Source organism: Flavobacterium sp. UBA7680 (genome assembly GCF_002482975.1).
Lineage (GTDB): Bacteria > Bacteroidota > Bacteroidia > Flavobacteriales > Flavobacteriaceae > Flavobacterium.
The window spans coordinates 129,259-149,697 of sequence record NZ_DLHA01000017.1 but is presented as its reverse complement, the minus strand read 5'-3'; the positions used below and the strand labels follow the sequence as shown (position 1 = coordinate 149,697).

At 34.1% G+C, this 20,439-nt stretch carries 20 protein-coding genes; 4 read left to right on the top strand and 16 right to left on the bottom strand.

Annotated features, from left to right (window positions below; genetic code table 11):
• Nucleotides 1-33 precede the first annotated feature (33 nt).
• Entirely contained in the window at nt 34-936 is a 903-nt protein-coding gene (locus B3C18_RS03175) for a LysR family transcriptional regulator (protein ID WP_291142258.1), read from the bottom strand.
• A gap of 59 nt (nt 937-995) precedes the next feature.
• Here B3C18_RS03175 and B3C18_RS03170 point away from each other — a divergent pair, with 59 nt between their 5' ends.
• On the top strand, nt 996-1,967 hold the full coding sequence (locus tag B3C18_RS03170; protein ID WP_291142255.1) for an alpha/beta fold hydrolase: 972 nt from the start codon (nt 996-998) through the stop codon (nt 1,965-1,967).
• A gap of 68 nt (nt 1,968-2,035) precedes the next feature.
• Here B3C18_RS03170 and B3C18_RS03165 read toward each other — a convergent pair whose 3' ends face one another.
• Together B3C18_RS03165 and B3C18_RS03160 are read right to left on the bottom strand one after the other, a co-directional pair.
• Nucleotides 2,036-3,607, bottom strand: a complete 1,572-nt coding sequence (locus B3C18_RS03165; protein ID WP_291142252.1) for a Na+/H+ antiporter — start codon at nt 3,605-3,607, stop codon at nt 2,036-2,038.
• A 4-nt stretch (nt 3,608-3,611) separates the two neighbouring features.
• Entirely contained in the window at nt 3,612-4,505 is an 894-nt protein-coding gene (locus tag B3C18_RS03160) for a helix-turn-helix domain-containing protein (RefSeq protein ID WP_291142250.1), read from the bottom strand.
• A gap of 179 nt (nt 4,506-4,684) precedes the next feature.
• Between B3C18_RS03160 and B3C18_RS03155 the strand changes: the two genes are divergently transcribed.
• Nucleotides 4,685-5,665 carry an aldo/keto reductase gene (locus tag B3C18_RS03155; RefSeq protein ID WP_291142247.1) on the top strand — a complete coding sequence of 327 codons (981 nt, stop codon included), beginning with the start codon at nt 4,685-4,687 and terminating at the stop codon, nt 5,663-5,665.
• Nucleotides 5,666-5,743: 78 nt separating this feature from the next.
• Here the strand turns inward: B3C18_RS03155 and B3C18_RS03150 are convergent, their stop codons facing one another.
• The 8 genes from B3C18_RS03150 to B3C18_RS03115 all read right to left on the bottom strand — a co-directional run bounded on the left by B3C18_RS03150 (nt 5,744) and on the right by B3C18_RS03115 (nt 13,372).
• Complete coding sequence (locus B3C18_RS03150) at nt 5,744-6,289, bottom strand: YceI family protein (RefSeq protein ID WP_291142244.1); 546 nt, start codon at nt 6,287-6,289, stop codon at nt 5,744-5,746.
• Nucleotides 6,290-6,300: 11 nt separating this feature from the next.
• A complete protein-coding gene (locus tag B3C18_RS03145) occupies nt 6,301-6,651 on the bottom strand; it encodes a cytochrome c (RefSeq protein ID WP_291142241.1) in 351 nt (116 codons plus the stop codon).
• 11 nt (nt 6,652-6,662) lie between these two features.
• Complete coding sequence (locus tag B3C18_RS03140; RefSeq protein WP_053472447.1) at nt 6,663-7,505, bottom strand: DUF5777 family beta-barrel protein; 843 nt, start codon at nt 7,503-7,505, stop codon at nt 6,663-6,665.
• A gap of 2 nt (nt 7,506-7,507) precedes the next feature.
• Nucleotides 7,508-7,903: an OB-fold protein gene (locus B3C18_RS03135; protein ID WP_291142236.1), complete on the bottom strand. Its 396-nt coding sequence runs from the start codon at nt 7,901-7,903 to the stop codon at nt 7,508-7,510.
• A gap of 226 nt (nt 7,904-8,129) precedes the next feature.
• Nucleotides 8,130-9,047 carry a hypothetical protein gene (locus B3C18_RS03130; RefSeq protein ID WP_291142233.1) on the bottom strand — a complete coding sequence of 306 codons (918 nt, stop codon included), beginning with the start codon at nt 9,045-9,047 and terminating at the stop codon, nt 8,130-8,132.
• 328 nt (nt 9,048-9,375) lie between these two features.
• Nucleotides 9,376-11,880 (bottom strand): carboxypeptidase-like regulatory domain-containing protein, encoded by a 2,505-nt coding sequence (locus B3C18_RS03125; RefSeq protein ID WP_291142230.1) that lies wholly within the window; start codon nt 11,878-11,880, stop codon nt 9,376-9,378.
• Nucleotides 11,881-11,907: 27 nt separating this feature from the next.
• Nucleotides 11,908-12,807 carry a FecR family protein gene (locus tag B3C18_RS03120; RefSeq protein WP_291142227.1) on the bottom strand — a complete coding sequence of 300 codons (900 nt, stop codon included), beginning with the start codon at nt 12,805-12,807 and terminating at the stop codon, nt 11,908-11,910.
• 49 nt (nt 12,808-12,856) lie between these two features.
• A complete protein-coding gene (locus B3C18_RS03115) occupies nt 12,857-13,372 on the bottom strand; it encodes an RNA polymerase sigma factor (RefSeq protein WP_291142223.1) in 516 nt (171 codons plus the stop codon).
• A gap of 195 nt (nt 13,373-13,567) precedes the next feature.
• On the opposite strand from B3C18_RS03115, the gene B3C18_RS03110 reads away from it, so the two are divergent.
• On the top strand, nt 13,568-14,593 hold the full coding sequence (locus tag B3C18_RS03110; RefSeq protein WP_291142219.1) for a hypothetical protein: 1,026 nt from the start codon (nt 13,568-13,570) through the stop codon (nt 14,591-14,593).
• A 68-nt stretch (nt 14,594-14,661) separates the two neighbouring features.
• Here B3C18_RS03110 and B3C18_RS03105 read toward each other — a convergent pair whose 3' ends face one another.
• The 4 genes from B3C18_RS03105 to B3C18_RS03090 form a co-directional block, all read right to left on the bottom strand.
• Complete coding sequence (locus B3C18_RS03105; RefSeq protein ID WP_291142216.1) at nt 14,662-15,315, bottom strand: delta endotoxin C-terminal domain-containing protein; 654 nt, start codon at nt 15,313-15,315, stop codon at nt 14,662-14,664.
• Between the two features lie 10 nt (nt 15,316-15,325).
• The gene (locus tag B3C18_RS03100; RefSeq protein WP_291142213.1) at nt 15,326-16,789 is read right to left on the bottom strand and encodes a glycoside hydrolase family 30 protein; all 1,464 of its coding nucleotides are present in this window, start codon (nt 16,787-16,789) and stop codon (nt 15,326-15,328) included.
• 27 nt (nt 16,790-16,816) lie between these two features.
• On the bottom strand, nt 16,817-17,812 hold the full coding sequence (gene mgrA, locus B3C18_RS03095; RefSeq protein ID WP_291142211.1) for an L-glyceraldehyde 3-phosphate reductase: 996 nt from the start codon (nt 17,810-17,812) through the stop codon (nt 16,817-16,819).
• Between the two features lie 217 nt (nt 17,813-18,029).
• Complete coding sequence (locus B3C18_RS03090) at nt 18,030-18,470, bottom strand: GlcG/HbpS family heme-binding protein (RefSeq protein ID WP_256635960.1); 441 nt, start codon at nt 18,468-18,470, stop codon at nt 18,030-18,032.
• A 306-nt stretch (nt 18,471-18,776) separates the two neighbouring features.
• Here B3C18_RS03090 and B3C18_RS03085 point away from each other — a divergent pair, with 306 nt between their 5' ends.
• A complete protein-coding gene (locus tag B3C18_RS03085) occupies nt 18,777-19,358 on the top strand; it encodes a Crp/Fnr family transcriptional regulator (protein ID WP_291142203.1) in 582 nt (193 codons plus the stop codon).
• Between the two features lie 293 nt (nt 19,359-19,651).
• Here the strand turns inward: B3C18_RS03085 and map are convergent, their stop codons facing one another.
• The gene (gene map / locus B3C18_RS03080; RefSeq protein WP_291142200.1) at nt 19,652-20,416 is read right to left on the bottom strand and encodes a type I methionyl aminopeptidase; all 765 of its coding nucleotides are present in this window, start codon (nt 20,414-20,416) and stop codon (nt 19,652-19,654) included.
• Between the last annotated feature and the right edge of the window lie 23 nt (nt 20,417-20,439).

Below are 20,439 nucleotides of genomic sequence, written 5' to 3'. Positions count from 1 at the left end.
TATTTATTTTAAAAGGAAGTCAAAGATCAAAGTTTAAACTGCTGAAGGCTCTCTGTATTGTTCTATAAACGCATTTAGCGCTTTAGAATGGAGTTCTTCGTTTCTGTAAACTAATAAAGTTGTCATCGTGTTCAACTCTTTGCTTACCGGAAAAGTTTTGATATTCCTGCCACTGTAATACGTATTAATTACTTCTTCCGGAAGAATGCTGATTCCTAAACCTGCTTCAACAAAATTGATAATTCCTTCAATAGAATTAAGTACGGTGCTTTTATAGCGCGTGATTCCTTTTGAGCTTAGCCACGTTTCAAGTCGGGATCTAAAAACACAGCCTTTTTCAAAAACGACAATTTTTAAAGGATCTTCGTTAAGAATATCTTCTAATTTATTTGTTCCCGATGGAGAAAGTATAAGAAGCTTTTCGTTGCGCACAACCACTTGTTCCAGTTCGGGAATATTTATTGGTGCTATAACAAACGCAGCATCCAGTTTATAATTTAATACATCGTGAACAAGTGTCGATAATGCTGCCGAATGAAACTCGAGTTCAACAGCCGGATAAATTTCGCTAAAATTATTAATAATATCAGGTGCTTTTAAGGCCATCGTAGTTTCAATACAGCCAATGCGTACCGTTCCTCCAATTTGATCTGAGTTCTGAATATCATTTTTTGCATCATTCAGCAAATTGCCTATTTTCTTCGCATATTTTAATAATGTTTCGCCGGCTTCCGTAAGTACAACCTTGCGGGAAACTCTCTTGAAAAGTTCCGTTTCAAATTCTTCTTCCAGACTTTTTATACGCGCCGTAACATTCGATTGTACAGTAAAAGTAGCTTCTGCCGCTTTTGTAAAGCTTCCGAGTGTTGCGGCAGCTTCAAATATTTTAAGATCATTACTATTCATAACATCATTATTAGTGATTAATATGATCATAACATATCATATTTAGATATCAAAAATACAAAATAAATTTGTATCAAACAATTGAAAATATGAAAAACATAATTAAATCTGTAGCGCTAATATTGACTTTAACAGCGCTGCCCGGAATTGATGCAAATGCACAAGAAAAATCTTCTGCAGCAAAAAGTAATACTGAAATTCAGGCAACACATTATAATACCACAAAGGTCGACGGCTTGAATATTTTTTATCGTGAAGCAGGCCCAAAAGATGCGCCAGTTGTATTATTACTTCATGGTTATCCAACGTCATCACATATGTACAGAAACCTGATTCCTATTTTGAGTAAAAAATACCGTGTGATTGCTCCAGATTTACCTGGATTTGGTTACTCTGATGCGCCAGATCATACACAGTTTGCCTACACTTTTGATAATTTGGCTAAAACAATGCAGGGTTTTATCGATCAGCTTGGTTTAAAACGTTTTGCGATTTATGTATTTGATTACGGTGCGCCAACTGGTTTTAGACTTGCTTTGGCTAATCCGGAAAAAATTACAGGAATTATATCTCAAAATGGAAATGCTTATGAAGAAGGTTTAAGCAACGAATGGAATCCAATTCAGAAATATTGGAAAGAGCCAACTCAAGCCAATCGCGATGCACTTAATGGTTTTGTATCGACCGAAGTTACAAAATTCCAGTACTTTCACGGAGTAGCTGATAAAAGTCTTATTGCTCCCGAAACTTATACTTTGGACCAGCACTTTTTAGATCGTCCGGGAAATATTGAAATTCAGCTTGATCTTGTAAAAGATTACAGAACTAATGTGGCACTTTATCCAAAATTCCAGGAATATTTTAGAACTAAAAAACCAATGATATTGGCAGTTTGGGGAGATAAAGATCCTTACTTTTTACCTGCCGGAGCAAAAGCGTATAAAAAAGACAGTCCAAATGCTGAGGTAAAATTTTATGATACCGGACATTTTGCGCTTGAAACACATGTAAACGAAATAGGAAACGATATCTTGAAATTCCTTGCTAAACTTCCTAAATAAGACGAAAACAACTTTTCAGTCTTAATAAAAAAACAGCCCAACAAGAGGCTGTTTTTTTATTATATAAATTAAAGATATCTCAGTTTTTCTTCTTCAATATCCAGATAATGCATTTGTCTGCGAATAATAGATTCGTCTAAAGTCTGATCTTCTTTGTTTCTGTTGATGAGCCATTGTCTCTGCTGATTTAATAAATCAAGATAAATATGTTTAAGATCCTGACTTATCGATTCATCATCAATTCCTTTAATATGCTGTTCCCATTTTTGAATAAGATGCTGTAATGAAGTGTTATTTTCTACCTGACCGTCATAATTCGTCTTTAAATAGTGTAAAGCAAATTCAGCTAATTCTTGTCGTATTTGATGATAAGCTTCTTCACGAGGGACATCGTAGATATTAGGCAGTTTAATTTTTCGGATAAAATAAGGAAGCGTTAATCCCTGAATTAATAAAGTCAAAAGAATCACAATAAAAGTGATAAATAAAATAAGATTTCGCTGCGGAAATCCGTTGCCATTATTCAAATAAACCGGAATCGATAATGCCGCTGCCAATGATACAACACCACGCATTCCCGTCCAGCCGAGAATAAAAGGCGTTTTGTAACCGGGATGTCTTCTGTCGGCAACGGTGATAAAATTTCGGGCAATTAAGGTGACAATTACCGCACCGTAAGAAGATATCATTCTACTTACAATTAAAACAACTGTGATTAATACGCCATATCCAATTGCGGTTAAGAGACTTACGCCTTCAAGCCCTTTCGTAATTTGAGGTAAATCTAAACCAATCAGCATAAAAACTAATCCATTTAAAATAAAACATAAACTTTCCCAAACATTTACGCCTTGTATACGCGATCTGCTGCTCAAAAAGCGATGCCTGTTATTAGATAAAAGCAATCCGCAGCTTACAACCGCTAATACTCCGGAACTATGTACTTCTTCGGCAGCGAGATAAATTATGTATGGGGTTAATAAGGACAGCACAATATCGGCATTAGCATCTGTTGGTAAATATTTGTGCGCTTTCATAAAAAGCCATCCAATTAATAAACCAATGGCAACACCGCCAAAAATCATCCAGCTAAAACTCATTGCCGCTTTATAAAATATAAACTGCTCTGTTGCTACGGCAATCATAGCAAATCTGAAAATAATAAGGGAAGAAGCATCATTCAATAAACTTTCGCCTTCTAATATGGATGAAATGGTTTTGGGAACTTTAACAAATTTCAAAATTGCTCCGGCACTTACAGCATCCGGCGGCGATACAATTCCGCCTAAAACAAAACCTAATGCCAATGAAAATCCGGGAATAATATAATTAGCTACTAATGCTACTGAAAGTGCCGAGATAAAAACGACAATAAAAGCAAAACTTGTAATAATTCGCCGCCAGCGCCACAACTCTTTCCATGAAATTGTCCACGCCGCTTCGTATAATAACGGAGGTAGGAAAATAAAAAAGATGAGTTCGGGCTCAATATTTATAGCGGGAATACCCGGAATAAAACTGATCACCAATCCTGCCAATACTAAAAGTACAGGATAAGCTATTTTTATTTTATTGCCCAGCATTATGAGTAATAAAATGATAATTAAAAGACCGAGATAAAATGGAAAGTCGTCCAGCATTCGTTTAGTTTAGGTTTCTATATTCAATTGGTGTGTAACCGGTATTTTTTTTAAACATTCGATTGAAATGCTGCGGATATTTAAACCCTAATTCTGAGGCAATCTGACTAACTGATTTTTCTGCATCGAAAATTCGTTCTTTCGCCAGATTTATCAATTTAAGATGGATGTGTTCCTGAGCTGATTTTCCAGTTTCTTTTTTGATTAAATCTCCAAAATAATTAGAAGAAAGATGCAAATGATCTGCAAAATAGCCAACAGAAGGCAAACCGGAATCTTGTGCTATTTCTGATTGAAAATAATCGTTTAATAAATTTTCAAACTTTGATAAAATATCAGAATTGATGTTTTCGCGGGTTATAAATTGTCTGTCATAAAAACGCACGCAATGATTTAAAAGCAGATCAATCGTATTGCTTATAATGTTTTTACTGTGTTTATCAATCGATTGGCTTAATTCATATTCTAATTTACTGAATAAATCTTTTATGATTTGCTGTTCTTTTAAAGATAAATGAAGCGCTTCGTGTGAGTCATAAGAAAAAAATGAATATTGATTTATATTTTTAGCAAGCGCAGTTCCTTTTATCAAATCAGGATGAAAAAGTAAGGTCAAGCCTGTCGATTTATAATTGTCTGTATTATTAACTTCAAGAACTTGTCCGGGTGCTACAAAAACCATTGTACCATCATCGTAATCGTAATTATTACGTCCGTATTTTAATTCGCCGCAATGACCCGCTTTTAAAAATACAGCATAAAAACCAAAATGCAGGCGCGTATTATTAGGTAATGCGTTACTATTAGAATTATCAAAAACACTGATTAAAGGATGCTGCGTTTCAACACCTTTTAACTGATTGTACTGTGAAACTTGTTCGAGTTTTAATTGGTCCATGATCTATTTGAAAAAAAATATCTACACAAATATACTATTCAGATTCTTAATAACTTAGCGTGATTATTCAAATCAGTAAAAATGGTAATAATAGCAGTAATCTGTATTATATACGAATGGTTTTATTGAAGGAAATTTGTACTGTTAAAATAACAATAAACTTTTATATAAATAAAATTATGGAAAAGAGAATATTAGGAACACAAGGATTAGAGGTTTCTGCATTAGGATTGGGCTGTATGGGATTGAGTTTTGCTTATGGTACAGCGTTAGATAAAGAACAAGGAATAAAATTAATTAGAGAAGCATACGAACAGGGAATTACTTTTTTTGATACTGCCGAAGCGTATGGTATTGCCAATGAAGAATTGGTAGGAGAGGCTCTGGCTCCGTTTCGAAAAGATGTTGTTATTGCAACGAAATTTGGTTTTAAAGGCGGACAGGCATTTAACGGACAAGACAGCCGACCAGAAAATATCAGGGCTGTTGCCGAAGAATCTTTAAGACGTTTAAAAACAGATGTTATTGATTTGTTTTACCAGCATAGAGTAGATCAAAATGTGCCAATTGAAGATGTTGCCGGAACAGTTAAAGATTTGATTCAGGAAGGAAAAGTAAAATACTTTGGAATGTCTGAAGCGGGCGCAGCATCAATTAGAAAAGCGCATGCGGTTCAGCCGGTTTCAGCTTTACAAAGTGAATATTCTATTTGGTGGAGAGAACCGGAGTTAGAAGTTTTACCAGTATTAGAAGAATTAGGAATTGGTTTTGTGCCGTTTAGTCCGTTGGGAAGAGGATTTTTAACTGGCGCAATTACTGAAAGTACCAGTTTTGAAGTTACAGATTTTAGAAATAATTTACCTCGTTTTAGTGAAGAAAACAGAAAAGCTAATCAAAAATTAGTTGATTTACTGTCTGCAATTGCTTCTCAAAAACGAGCAACTCCAGCACAAATTGCATTAGGCTGGCTTTTGGCACAAAAACCTTGGATTGCTCCAATTCCGGGAACAACAAAATCACACCGATTAACAGAAAACATTGGCGGAGCTTCCATTCATTTATCTGCAGATGATGTTAAAAAAATTGATGATGCTTTTGCTCAAGCTACAATTCAGGGAGATCGTTATCCTGCTCAATTTCAGCAAACTGTAGGGAAATAATCCTTTAAAAACATAAAAGTGCTAAATTGAAAAATTTAGCACTTTTAAATAACTAACAACCATGAACTAAAAAAAGTATTACATTTTTGTAAGCGGCAGGTTAAAATTCACTTTTATTTTATCGGCCACTTTTTTAGAAACTAGTTTTGGAATTTGAATATCAAAATCTTCTGCTTTTACTTCAAAGTTTCCTGTTACAGTAATCTTGTCGTCAGACTTTGAAATTTTAGCATTTGTCGTTACTTTTTTTGTTTTTCCGTGCAGCGTTAAATCTCCCGAAATCTTAACTGTTTTAGCTGTCGCCGAAAGTTTAGATGCATCAAAATCTTCAATTTTTCCTTTAAATGAAGCTTTTGGAAATTTATCCGATTCTACATAATTTTCATTAAAATGTTCTTCCATTAAGGCCACTTTAAACCGAAATCCTTTCATAAGTGTTAACACCGCAATATCTCCCGTTCCTGAATCTAAAATGGCCGATGTGTTTTTGTTTTCTGCCGCAACTTCTTCAAAAGAATCAACAGAAGCTTCAAACTTTAAGTTTCCTGTTTTTGTCGCATATTTTTGTGCCGAAACATGAAATATTCCAACCAGTAAAAATAGCAGTACAATTCGTTTTTTCATTTTCTATCGATTTAATTTTCTAATAATCCGTCTGTACTCCATTGCATAATTGTATTGATTTTATCCTGAGACATTCTTCCTGCTTTTGGCATTTGTCCCGGAGTTCCGTTTTGACGCTGAATTCGGTCTATCAAATTCGTATTTAAAGTGGCGTCTTTCACCTGAGCATACGTTTCTAAAGGAATAAGCTGGGACTCAGAATTATGGCAGGCAATACAGTTTGCATCAATAATAGATTTCACATTGGCGTTGTAAGTAACCGGGCCTGTTATAACTTCTGGTTCTTCCAGACTTTCGTAAGTAGTAGATTCGCAGCTGTATAAGGATAATATAATTCCAGATAAGAAGATAAATTTTTTCATATTGTATACTTTTAAAAAACTCTATATAAATTAAATCCAAAGAAAAAATCGCCTTTTCCCCAATCGCCAGTTGCATTGGTCAGGTAGCCGCTCTCGGTCATAGATTGTGAATTGGTAAAAATTAACTGAAAAATATGACCCCCTGTTTCGATGTCCAAGCCCACAGATAATGGATTGTTATAAAAATCAGGTTTGTTGAAATTTTCACCATATTCAAGATTTAAAGAAAGTCTTTTGGTTAATTTTAATCTTCCGCCGGCACTTAAAGTAAATTGATTATCATTTTCATTATCCGGATTATATAGATTTTTATGAATGAATGAAGGCGCTAATTCCAACGATAATTTATCAGAGAATTTTCTTGAAATCAAAAGCTGATTAATATAGGTTAATCGGTCAGAGAATTCAATTTTAGGATAATCATCTTTTTTTAATCCGCTGTTAATATCAATTGTATTGTAGCCCACAATGTCAAACGGGAATTCGTCGTTTTGTCTGGCTAATCGATATTTAACCGATGTTTCGTAAATTTTTAAAAGTGTATGACGTGACGCACTTACAGAAAGCCAATCGGTTACACCATAAATTCCGCCAATTTTTGTCGTGGCATCATCAAAACCAAAAAACTCAGAGATTCCGCCTTTTACAGAACCAAATCGATGCGATATAACAATATAAAGCTCTTTTTTGGCCGCCATTTTTGTTGACTGCAATGTGATAATCTGCAAACCTTTAAAAGTGGCAGTTGCGTTTTTATCAACTACTTGTGTTGAGTCCAGGCTGGAAAGTAAATCTTCTTGGGCATTTGCACATAAGCAGATTAAAAAGCTGGCTATTAAGAATATTTTTTTCATATTTAGTTTTGTTGTATACTGCATTGATCCAATTTTACAACTCCAAATAAATCATCAAAACCTATACATCTTCCTTTTATATTGATTGGTTTATTGGTGAAGTTCGTTTTTACTATTTCATTCATTTTACAAAATACTTTTCCGTCAATTACCATTGAAGAATCAGTAACTTCTGTGGCTGTTCCTTCAATTTCAATTGTTTGATTTAAGTATTTTGAATCTGCCTGCAAAGCGTTTTTCGCATAGTGGTTTTCTAAGTTTTTAGCAGAAATGGTAAGTATTGATTTTTCATTATTGATGTCTCTGGCATCTTTGTAAATAATGTTTTGGTAGATATAGTAAGGACCAAAACTTACCAAAAGCAGTACGATTAAAATCGTGATTTTTCTCTTGTTCATGTCAATTTGGGATTTAAATTTTACAGCAGTGTACCAGAATATTTATTGAATTTTTTATTTAACACATAGTAACATAGATTTTATACTTAAAAAGGATAAAAAAGAAACCCGTTTCTTTCACATAGTAAGCTCTGTGAAATTTAAATAAATGAAACGCCTTTTTTAAGAATCTAAAATCTATGTCCCTATGTGTTTAAATTAATTTACACTCAGTAGGTAAATTATGTTATGGTGCAACCGCAGCCGCAATATCTTTTACAGGAACAGGCCAAACAGCAGGAGCAGGGAAACTAATTCCTTTATTAGCGCCTCTTACATTTGCATCCTGCCCAAAATAATATAATGGCCATCCGTTGTAAACCAATTGTGATTTACCAAATACAGTAATAACTGAGAATTTAGTTTTATCAAGAGTAGAAGGAACTACAATTTTGTCTGTTTCATATATTGGCCAAACTGCATTGTTAGAAAAATCTTCTTTTGTGTAGTTGTTTTTCTTGAATTTATCGTTTTTAAAAGTGTAAAGTGTTATACCTTTTGCATCTGTAAAGTAAGTTGTATTACCATCTCCAACCGTATAATCTGATTTGTAGTTTTTACCGTCGTGCCCCACAAGCTGGCTTCTAACAATCATAATAGAATAATCTGGTTTTGCAATAAACCAAATACCACCAATTCCATCTCCACCTGTTTTTCCTGCAGCTTCTGGTGTATTGGTTACGTTTCCATATCCATCATCTCCAGAACTTGGTGAGTAATAGTATAAAGGCCATCCTTTGTAAGTAACTTGTTTTTTTGTGCCAACAGTAACAGTTCCAAAATCTGATAACGATAATCCTGCACCTAATTTATCTGCAGTTAAATTATCTACAAAAAATGGAGGCCAAACTTTTTCACAATCACCAGTACAAGATATTTGTCCGTTTGCATCTGTTGAGAAAAAATATAAAGATCTTCCGTCTTTATCTACAAGGTAAGAACCTAATGTAGTGCTTGTAGCAAGGCTAACAGCTTTTTTAACTTCTGGAGTTGGAGGATTATTATTTCCACCATTGTCTCCACTATCTCCACTGTCACTACTGCAGCTTAAAAAGAATGTTGTAATTACAAGGACCGCAGCGAATTTAAGTTGTTTTAATTTCATCGTTTTTTAATTTAAGTTATATTGATATTGATTAGGGAATTGAAACTTTACAGAAACAGTAAAGTGTTTTGTTTTAAAATTCTACATGGTGAAGTCATGCTTTAATGAACATTTCGTTCTACACTTTTTAGTTATGCTACGAAGAGTCATAAATAAAATAGCCTTCGTGGTATTTTTTGAAGTTTTGTAAGGTGGTCATTTTTATTCTTTTGATAGGGTTCAATAGTAAAACAGCCTTGATGTAGATTACCCTACCAAAGGATTGAAGTTTTTGTAAAAAAAAATGAAAAATAATGTAGGATTTTTTTAAATCCGGACTTGAAGAAAATTAGTATGAAACTCTAAAGCTCACGTTTGGAGTTCTTTGCAGTGAAAAAGTCTCGACTTCTTCGATAGAATTTGTCAACGAACTTACTCTGTAATATTCGCTGATTTCATTTCTTCTGTTTAAAATATTTAAGATAGAGATCCCTAATTTGTATTGAATACCATTATCTGTTTCCCATTTATAGGTAGAAGAAAAGTTAACCTGCGAAAATATATGCAGATTATCGCTGTTGGGTTTGTGATAAATCAATGTAGGATTTGAAGGATCAATTTGTGTATTATCAGGAGAAGTTTTAGGTCTGCCCGAAGTCCATTTTGTACCTAAAGCAATTTTGAAATTGTTTTTCTCATAAATTCCCGCCCACGATGCCGTATGCATTACCTCAAAATTGTTAGGAAAAATTGGGTATTCGTAATTAGAAAAATGATAATTATTATGATTATACGTATAACTTAACCAAGTCAAAAAGTGGTTCATTTTTTTTTGAATCAGCATTTCGGTTCCCCAAACTTCATAATCACCCGTAGTTTTAACAAACTCTAACTGATTCTGAAACCCCTGACTGGAAGTTGTAATTCCTATTACTCTTTTATAAAAATTTTCGATATCAAAAAGCCAGTCATTTTTTATATAAGATAAATTTAAAGACAGCTGTTTGCTTTTTTGAATAGGAATTGTGGAGTTATTAGAGATAATCCAGCGTCTTTTTTCAATGCCGAAATAATCTTTTTGCAAATCAATAATCTGCTGTGAATTTTGACTTTTTAATTCGCCTAGTAATTCTACATTTAAACTTTTACTAATGCCGTAGCTAAACTGTGCGCGTGGTTCAATGATATATTTTTTAAACTTTTCGATATAATTAATTCGGCTTCCGGCCTTAAAATATATTCTGGAAATCGTATCGTTGTATTTTACTTCTGCAATTAAAGCGTGGGTTCTCAAAACGTCTTTTACTTTACGATAGAAATCCGGATTTGTAACCTGCTCTAAATTAGTAACACCAATTTCGTTAAACTGATACCCGTCGTTTATAGTAAATTTAGAATTAAGGATATGATTGTTCTCTAAATTTACTCCGTTATTGTTCACCGTATTTTCCTGAATTACGATTTGACCTTCGCTGGTAGATTGATTCGCGCGAAGTTCGTAAGCAGAATTGTAAACATTAATTTTAGTCGTATTAAAGCTGTTCCAGTTTCGTTTCCACGACAAATTTCCACCATAATTTTGCTGGCGTAAAATATTATTTTCAGAACTGTTGATGTCGTATACTTTTGCACTTTGAAAAACTTCGAGGTTATCTTTTATAGTAATTAAGTCTAAAACAATTTGGTCTTTAAGACCTATTTTTTGAGCATACTTTAGCGTAGCATCATAAAAACCGAATTTCTTGTCGCTGTGATAATCGACATTTTGTTTATCTGAAAAATCAGTGATCGTCGTGTTTTGGAATACTTTATTGAAATACTCCTTATAAGTAGGCGTTTCTACAAAATCAGTAATTGATTTACGTGCCGAAATTTCGATATAACCCTTTGGTGAAATATTGTATTTCCCGTAAACATCAGCATTAATCATATTTAATCCTGCGCTAAACGAGTTTTTCTCAGCCGTTTCCGGAGTAGATGAAATAGCCACAACGCTGGAAACACTTTCTCCGTAAAAAGCAGAACTTCCGTTTTTGTAAATAGAAATCGTATGCGCCAAATTAGGATTGAATGCCGATATTAAACCAAAAAAATGTCCCGTTTGAAACATTCGTATACCATTCCACAAAAATAAATTCTGGTCGTGCGTACCGCCACGAACGTTAATGCTCGAAACACTTTCGTCGATACTGTTTACACCCGGAATTTGCTGCATGGTCTGCAAAGCATCGGGTTCGATAAGTCCGGGAAGAATACCAAATTTCTTGGGTTTAATTTCAAACGATCCGTCTTTATTTTTTGAAATCCCTGAGGCCAGAATCGCATTGGCCTTAATTTCCTGAAGCTGCATGATTTCTGGATCTAAAAATAATTGGAGACAATCTTTAGAGTCGGTATTGCCTGCAGTAAATTTTTTAGTTACAAATCCTATGTGACTGATTACGAATATGTTTTTGTCTTCTTTTTTAAATTCAAAATAACCGTTTGCATCTGTTGCAACCTGAGTTTTGTTTGAAAGGCTGATATTAGCGTTTTCAATTGGTTTTTTATCTGTATTAGAAAAAACATAACCGCAGATTAGCGGTTCCTGATTCTCTTTTTTATAAATATTAATGAATTTGTTGTCTATGTTTTCAAAAGACAAATGAGTTTTTTGAGCCAGATATTCCAGTTTTTCGACTAAAGAAAGTGATTTTTTTGGCGGAACTAATTCCAGTCCGGCAATATTATCTTCGGTAAAATTAAAGCTGACCTGATGCTGCTGTTCAATTTCAAGTATGATCTTCTTAAAAGGCATAAGTTTCCCTTTGTCCTGAGCAAAAGCATTCGGGACAAGGAAAAATAGAAGAAACAAAAAATGAATTTGTTTGGGGAGCAACATTTATTTTTCGTCAAAAATTATTTTATTTTTCGAGACTTGTTTAGCTTCTAAATGATAAGTTGTACTAATAATATGCAAGGCTGTGTTTAAATCGTTAGCGGGTAATTTCCCTGTAAATAATGATGTTGTATCTTTTGTATTTAATTCGATTGTAATATCATATTGTCTTTCAACTTCGTCAAGAATGCTTCTGATATTTTCTTTATAAAAAGCGATTTCATTGCCGACCCATTCTGGCTGTGTTAAACTTACAACCATCTTAATTTGTTTTCCGTTTTCAAAACTAACGCTTTGTCCGTGAGTTAATAAAATTTGAGTATCGGCATAATTTACTTTTACACGTCCTTCAAAACAAACTACATCAAACCTGTTTTTTCTGGCTTTCACGTTAAACTGAGTTCCTAAAACCGTTACTTTTCCTAAATTGGTTTGTACTTCAAATTTTCGGCCTTTGGCTACTCTAAAATAAGCTTCTCCTTTTAAATCTAAATGTCTGTGATTATCCCAGTTCCATTTTTTATAATTTATTTCAGAACCGGAATTTAATACCACTTCAGAATTATCAGGTAATGAAAAAGTGGTCTTTTTTCCAAAATCTGCTGTTTCTGTCTGCGGTACTAAAACTTTCATCGCAAACGTAATTCCAAGAGCAAGAACGAATATGGCCGCCGCTCTAAATGCCCATTTTTTGTATAGCGGAACTACTTTTGGAGCCGCTTTTTTCTGACTCAAAATGTTCGACAACATCGCATTTTCGTCCAAATCACCTACCTCTAAATGAGCTGTATAATCTTTTATTTTTCGGTATTTTTCAAAATCGGGACTTGCTTCAAATTCAGCCAATTCATCCGGAGATAAATCATCGTTGAGCCATTTTGCTAATAAGCGATCTTTTTTCATTGTACTGTACTATATAATTAAAACAATTAAAACTAAATTTACCCTACTTTTATAAATCAATTTCTTTACGCAAGCTTACTAAAGCGAGATGAATGCGCTTTTCTACTGCCTTTACGCTGATATCTAATTCTAAGGCAATTTCGCTGTATTTCTTTCCGTCAATTCTATGCATTAAAAAAGCTTCACGCTGTTTTTCGTTTAAATTTTCTATGGCTTTCAATAGTTTAGCCTGAAATTGTTTTTCTTCCAGAATATATTCGGGACTTTCATTTGTTTTGTCTAAACCTGTGAAGTTTTTTTCATATTTCAAAACCACTTTTTGGTGCGCAATTTCGTTAAGACTGCTGTTGTTGGCAATTGTATATACGTAAGATTTTGCTTTTTCCAGCGGTACAGATGCACAATTTTGCCAAAGTTTTACAAATGCTTCCTGCGCCACATCTTCTGCCTGACTGACATTGCCAAATTTGTAAAAAAGAAAATTTCGAAGTGCTTTTACATGACTTTTGAAAAAAGATGAAAATATTATTTCATCGCAAGTGTCTGATTGGTTCTTAGTTGGCATTTATATTTGTGATTGGTATGATGCAAAAGTATTTGTTTTTACTATAAGTAGGGTAAAAGCAATGTAGATTGTTTTATAGGAGAATAAAATGTTATTGGCTTTTGATAATTTAGTATTAAAAGAGACCGAAGCCCTTAATGTTAATTTATTAAAAAACAGTTTCTTAAATTTTATTACCTTTGTAAAAATATAAATATGCTCCCTTTTAAAAAATATTTATCAATAACAGCAGTTTTCCTGCTTTTGTTATCTTGTCAAAACGAATCTCCTGATGATCAGGGTGATAGTGGGCAAGGAACAATTACAAATGCTTCTCCGCTTACTTCTTATCTGCAAAGGGTTGCCATGGTGCCAACCGTGCAGGATAATGTAATTGACGGTTCTACTTATTGTACTATAAAACTACCTTACACAGTTACCGTAAATAATACTCAAATTGCAGTTAATACGACCGCAGATTATCAAAAAGTTATAGATAATATCAACGCAAGCAATAGTGATGATGATATTGTAAAAATAGATTTTCCGGTAACGATGGTTTATTATAATTACATCCAAAAACTGATTCCGAATGAAGCTGATTTTGATTCTTTAATTGATTACTGGAATCAATATCCTGATCTTTTAGCTAAAATCAACGGACTGAATATCAATTATCCAATAACAATAAATATTTATAACAGCGCAAATCAAATAGGAAGTTCCCAATCAATTATAAGCGATCAGGCTTTTTTTAATTTTATTAAAAATTTGAATCCGAGTCAGTATATTTCTTTAAAATATCCAATTTCGATAGTTGATTATCATGGTCAAACGAGAACTATTAATAATAATTTAGATTTCGAAAATGCTATAAAATATGCGATTGATTACTGCCCGGAAAACAATATTGTAACGCTTAATTTGAATGAAGTAATTACAAATGGTTCTTGGGATATTCCGTATTATTTTGATGATTCTGATAAAACCTCGTCTTACAGCGGTTATTCATTTGTGTTTAAAAATGATAACTCTGTTGTAGCTACAAAAGCGGGAACTTCAGAAACAGGCCAATGGGAAAGCAGTGTACAAAATAATGTTAGAGAATTAAAATTGACTTTCAGTTCAGCATTATTAAGTAAATTGAATAACAGCTGGAAATTATTTGAGTTCAATAATTCGCAGATTAGATTACGCGATGTAAGCAGCAGTACCAATTATCTTTATTTTGAAAAGCTGTAAAAAAAAATGACCGCACAATTTGGTTTGAATCATGCGGCCAAATCAAGTTAACTAATCATAAATCATTATTAATTGGGCGTAAAGGTCAAATAATCTAAATTCATATTACCGTTTTCTACGATATGTAAAGTGAGCAATTGCTTTCCTTTTTCTAATTTAATTGTACCAATATTTTCAGAACTATTCCAATGATGCCATTGTCTCCAGGCAACAGGATCTTTATCATCGTGTGTAGAAACTATTTTCATGTTTCCGGTGGCATCCTTTCCATTTACAGCAATAGAAATTGTTCCATCGCCGTTTGCCGTATATAAAACACCAATTTTATAAGTGCCGGATTTTTTAACCTCAACCGTATAATTAATCCATTCCGTTGGCTGCGTCCAGCCCACATAAAGCTGTTTCATCTTAATAGGAACTTTGGTATAAGGCGTATCGTCAATACTATCTGTTTTGGTATACGAAATATCAACACCTTCTTTTATTCGGAACTCGTTTAACGGATTTCCGTTTACGGGATTTAGTTTTCCGCTTCCGTTATTAACGGCATCTGTATCGTGATATGCAATGCCTTCACCTCCCAAATCATAAAATTCACATTCTATTTTTCCGGGAATTTGCTGTGTTTTAAAAGGTTTTGGCTTTTCAGCCGATGATTGTGCAGACGCTGAAATAGCATTCAACAACATGAAAGCATTCAGAAATAATAATACCTTTTTCATAATATGATTTTTAGCGTATTTCTAAAGTTGCAATTGAATGTGCAAGACTCGTTATTTTTGAAGCTTTGCCTTTTATCCATAGAAAATATTCTACATCATTATCAGTTTGGTTCATTACCACAACTTCAAGATTATTATCCTGATTTACAAAAGCTGTAGACAATAATTTATTACTGCTAGAATTACAAGCCACACGTTTTGCGCCCGGTTTAATGAACTTAGAAAAATGACCTAAATAATAATATCCGTTTGTATAAATCAGTTTTCCGGTTTTTAAATCAGCGTGAATAGGAGACATGCAAAAGTTTTGAACGTGATTTGGTCCGCCTCTTTCATCCAGTAAAATATTCCAGTCTGTCCAGGCAACCGTTCCAATGTTGAAATCGTTAATCATCGACATTCCGTATTTTTCACCGTAACTCCATTCCGTTAATAATTTTTGATCAAAATCTGCCGCGCATCCTTCTGTAAGTATAAGTGGTTTGTCTGGAAAAGCTTCTGCAACACGGCGTTCAGCTTCAAAGTTCATTCCGTTTTTCATCCAGTCTTCGTACCAGTGATATCCAACTCCCCAAACATATTTGGCAGCATCTTTATCTTCTAAAACCGTGCTTACACGCTGATACATTAAATCACGATTGTGATCCCACATAATCAGTTTCTTTTTAGATAATCCGGCTTTTTGCATCGTTGGCCCAAGAAAGTTTTTTATAAAATCACGTTCTTCCTCCGCAGTAAAAATGCACGATTCCCATTTTTGAACCGCCATTGGCTCGTTTTGAACGGTATAACCCCAAATAGGAATTCCTTCTTTTTCGTATTCCTTAATAAATTTCACAAAAAAGTTAGCCCAGCTTTGGTGATATTCCGGTTTTAAAGTTCCGCCCTGCAAAACATTATTATTGGTTTTCATCCACGCCGGCGGACTCCAAGGCGAAGCGTATAATATTAATTTTCCTCCGGCTTTTGCAATAGCTTCTTTAATCAACGGAATTCTGTATTTTCTGTCGTGGCTGATATCAAAGGTTTTTAAGTCTTTATCGCCTTCCGTAATGTAACTGTAAATATCACTGGAGAAATCACAGCTTTGCATATTAGTTCTTGCCAAAGTATAGCCAATTCCTTTGTCCTTATCGTAATAAGCCGTCAGGATTTCTTCTTGTTTATCTTTTGGAAGTGCGTAAAAAACTTCTGCAGAAGCATCTGTAAGTGCACCGCCAATTCCAAGCAGAGTTTGATAGGTTTTTGAAGGATCAACAAAAACAGAAGTTTCTTTTTCTGTTGGCTGCGGTTTGTCAAAAAATGATAATGTTTCTGTTTTTGTTAATTTATTCTCGGTGTTTTTTGCCGTTACAAAAACCGTTACACTCTTATAATCAGCTGCTTTAGTCTGCTTTTTCTGCGCCGATAAACTTGCTGCCAGAAAACCGGATAACATGATGGTCAGGCATGCATTGATTTGGTATGTTTTCATAATTATGGTTAAATAGTTAGTATCGTTTTATGCTAGAATGCTATCAATTTTCTGAAGCTCATCAGCAGAAAAAGCAGTGTTTTTAAGACAACCAACAGAATCTAAAACCTGCTCTGGTTTGCTTGCGCCAATGATAACCGAACTAATACGTTTGTCTTTTAAAACCCATGACAATGCCATTTGCGCCAAGCTTTGCCCACGCTCTGATGCCATTTCATTTAACAGACGAACTTTTGCAATATTTTCCGGAGTAATCGCATCTTCTTCAATTGCTCCGTTTCCGCGATGAGCGTTTGCTCTTGAATTTTCAGGAATTCCATTTAAATATTTATTGGTAAGAAGTCCTTGTGCCAAAGGTGAAAAAGCAATTCCACCAACTCCGTTAGTCTCCAAAACATCTAGTAAACCATTTTCGATAGTGCGTTCCAGCATCGAATATTTAGGCTGATGTATTAAGCAAGGCGTTCCTAATTCTTTCAAAATTTTAATTGCATTTTGAGTTTCTTCCGGACTGTAGCTCGAAATACCCACATAAAGCGCTTTCCCCTGACGTACAATTAAGTCAAGTGCTGCCATAGTTTCTTCTAATGGCGTATTTGGGTCTGGTCTGTGGTGATAAAAAATATCCACATAATCTAATCCGAGGCGGGAAAGACTCTGATCTAAACTCGCAACTAAATGTTTTTTTGATCCCCAATCGCCGTAAGGGCCATCCCACATAGGCCATCCAGCTTTGGTAGAAATCACAAGTTCATCACGGAAAGGTTTGAAATCTTCTTTAAATAATTGACCAAAAGTCTGCTCTGCAGATCCCGCCGGCGGACCATAATTATTGGCCAAATCAAAATGACTTATACCATTATCAAATGCAGTGTGCAATATTTTACGGGCGTTTTCGATATTGTCAATCGCGCCAAAGTTGTGCCACAACCCAAGAGAAAGGGCCGGAAGCATTAATCCGCTTTTACCGCTGCGGCGGTATTCCATTTTTTGATATCGGTTTGAATCAGGTGTGTAACTCATATTTTTATTCTAATTGTTTTTTCTTTGGGTGTAATTTATTTAAAAACATAGGAACATAGTTTTTAGGGATCTAAAAAAGGCGTTTCACTTGCATTAACAAACATAGACTATGTGTAAATGATTTGTCATTTATTTTAATCTTATTATTAAAATACTATAAATCTATGTTTCTATGTGTTTAAAAATATTCGTTTGCAACATTCAAATAAGTTGGTAGTTATATTTTTTTAAATGCTTTTATTACAATTTCTAAATCGCTAGTGCCTCTAAAGCCGCTAAAACCAACAGAAAGTTTTGTTCCGTCTGATAAGGTTAAAGGTTGTCCGCCCTGCCATCCAATAAGATCTGGAGCTTCAATTCCGTTAGCGTTTTCATCTACAATATTATTAAAAACCAATTTTTCATAATCTCCCGTTTTTACTCCGGTAAGCCAAACCTGACTTGCTTTTGTCCACGCAATTTTATACGATTGTCTTTTTCTTGCTTTATCATTTCCGTACATGCGGCCATAAACGGTTCCTTCTTCGTCAATAATACATACGGCTACATTTCCGTTTGAAATTACTTTGTCTTCCTGAACGTCCATGTAACTGGGGATCAGATCTTCAATAGCCAATAAAGCTAAAGCAATTCTTAAGTGTAGAATTTGATCATTCATTGTTTTGATTTGTAAAATGTTAGGGGTTTCAAAGATGAAATAATTTGTTTCCTCATTTCTTAAACTAGATCAAGAAATTATAATAAATAAAAATTTTATTAAACACATAGAAACATAGATTTATATTCAAGTTGAAAAAGATTAAAATAAATGACACATCATTTGCACATAGTTCTATGTTTGTTAATGCAAGTGAAACGCCTTTTTTTAAGATTCCGAAAAACTATGTTCCTATGTGTTTAAATTAATAGATTCAATGAGTTAAATAAATCATCTTATATTTACATCTTGTAAATCAGTAAAACAATGTTTCAAAGAATACGAGAATATCTTTCAAGATCTGTCCGCCTTTCTGAAGCCGAGATTAAAATTTTTGAAAACAGTCTGGAATTGAGACTGGTTCCGAAAAAAACAATCTTACTGCAGGCCGGCGAAATATGCAATTTTGAAGCTTATATTAATAAAGGCTGTATTCGCGAATATTTTATTGATGATGCAGGAATTGAACTGACGCTGCAATTTGCAACCGAAGATTGGTGGGTAAGTGATATTACCAGTTTTGAAGATCAGATTCCTAGTGACATGTATATTGAAACGCTTGAAGATTGCGAATTATTGGTTTTAACCCGTCAGTCTAAAGAGAATTTGATTAACGAAGTTCCGCAGTTAGAAAGAATGTTCCGATTGATGATTCAAAGGCATTTGTCGAAATTGCAAAAACGATTGTTTAAAACCGTTTCTTCAACGGCAATGGATCAGTATATTGAGTTTGTTACGCGTTATCCAACAATTTCGCAAAGGGTTTCTCAGCAGTATATTGCTTCTTATTTGGGAATTACGCCTGAATTTTTAAGCAGATTGCGTGCGAAGCATTTGAAAAATGGGTGAATTTAGATTCGAAAAACAATAAAAAAGGGCTGCTCAAAATCGAAGCAGCCCTTTTAAATTTATATATTTCTTTGTTCCATAGGAACATCTCGTCGGTAGAAAAATTATATTGTTATCATCGTTTACGTTCCGTAGGAACGTTTGATTTTGACATCATTGTTTAATAACCTAAGATATCAAACGTTCCTACGGAACGTAAAATATGGTCAATCGTTATTTTTTTTCTACCGATGAAACATTCCTAACGGAATGATAACCGGATAACGCTTTTTAAGTTATATGTTTCAGAATTTTTAATTCCAAATTTCATTCATTTCTGTTAAAATAATTGGTTTTCCATCTGTAACCACAATTGTATGTTCGTGCTGTGCCATAAAACCACCTTTGTTCCCAACCATTGTCCAGCCGTCTTGTAAAGTTTCGGCAATGGTTGAAGTTGTTGAGATAAAAGTTTCAATCGCAACAACTGAGTTTTTCTTAAATCTTGTTAAGTTAAATTTATCTCTGTAATTGGCTATTTCGTGTGGTGCTTCATGCAGCCCTCTTCCAATGCCGTGACCTGTTAAGTTTTTGATGACTTTGTAACCTCTTTTTTTAGCTTCGGTTTCCATTATAAAACCAATATCAGAAATTCGAACGCCGCCTTTTATATTATAAATTGCTTTATGCAGAATTTCTTTTGAAGCTTCAATCAATTTTTGATGACGATTTACATCTTCTCCAATAACAAACGAACCGCCGTTATCTGAAAAGAAACCATTCAATTCTGCCGAAACATCTATATTGATTAAATCGCCTTCTTTCAATATTTTTTTATCAGAAGGAATTCCGTGACAGAATTCTTTATTTACGCTGATACAAGTCCAACCGGGAAATCCATATGTTACATAAGGTGCCGATTTTGCTCCGAGATCATTCAGAATTTTTCCGCCGTATTCGTCAAGTTCTTTTGTTGAAATTCCGGGTTTGGCATAATTTCTCATTTCTCTTAAAGCGTAAGCTACGGCTTCGCTTGCCTTTTTCATTCCGATTAATTCTGCTTCAGTTGTTATGGACATGGTATTTTAATATTATGGGGTAT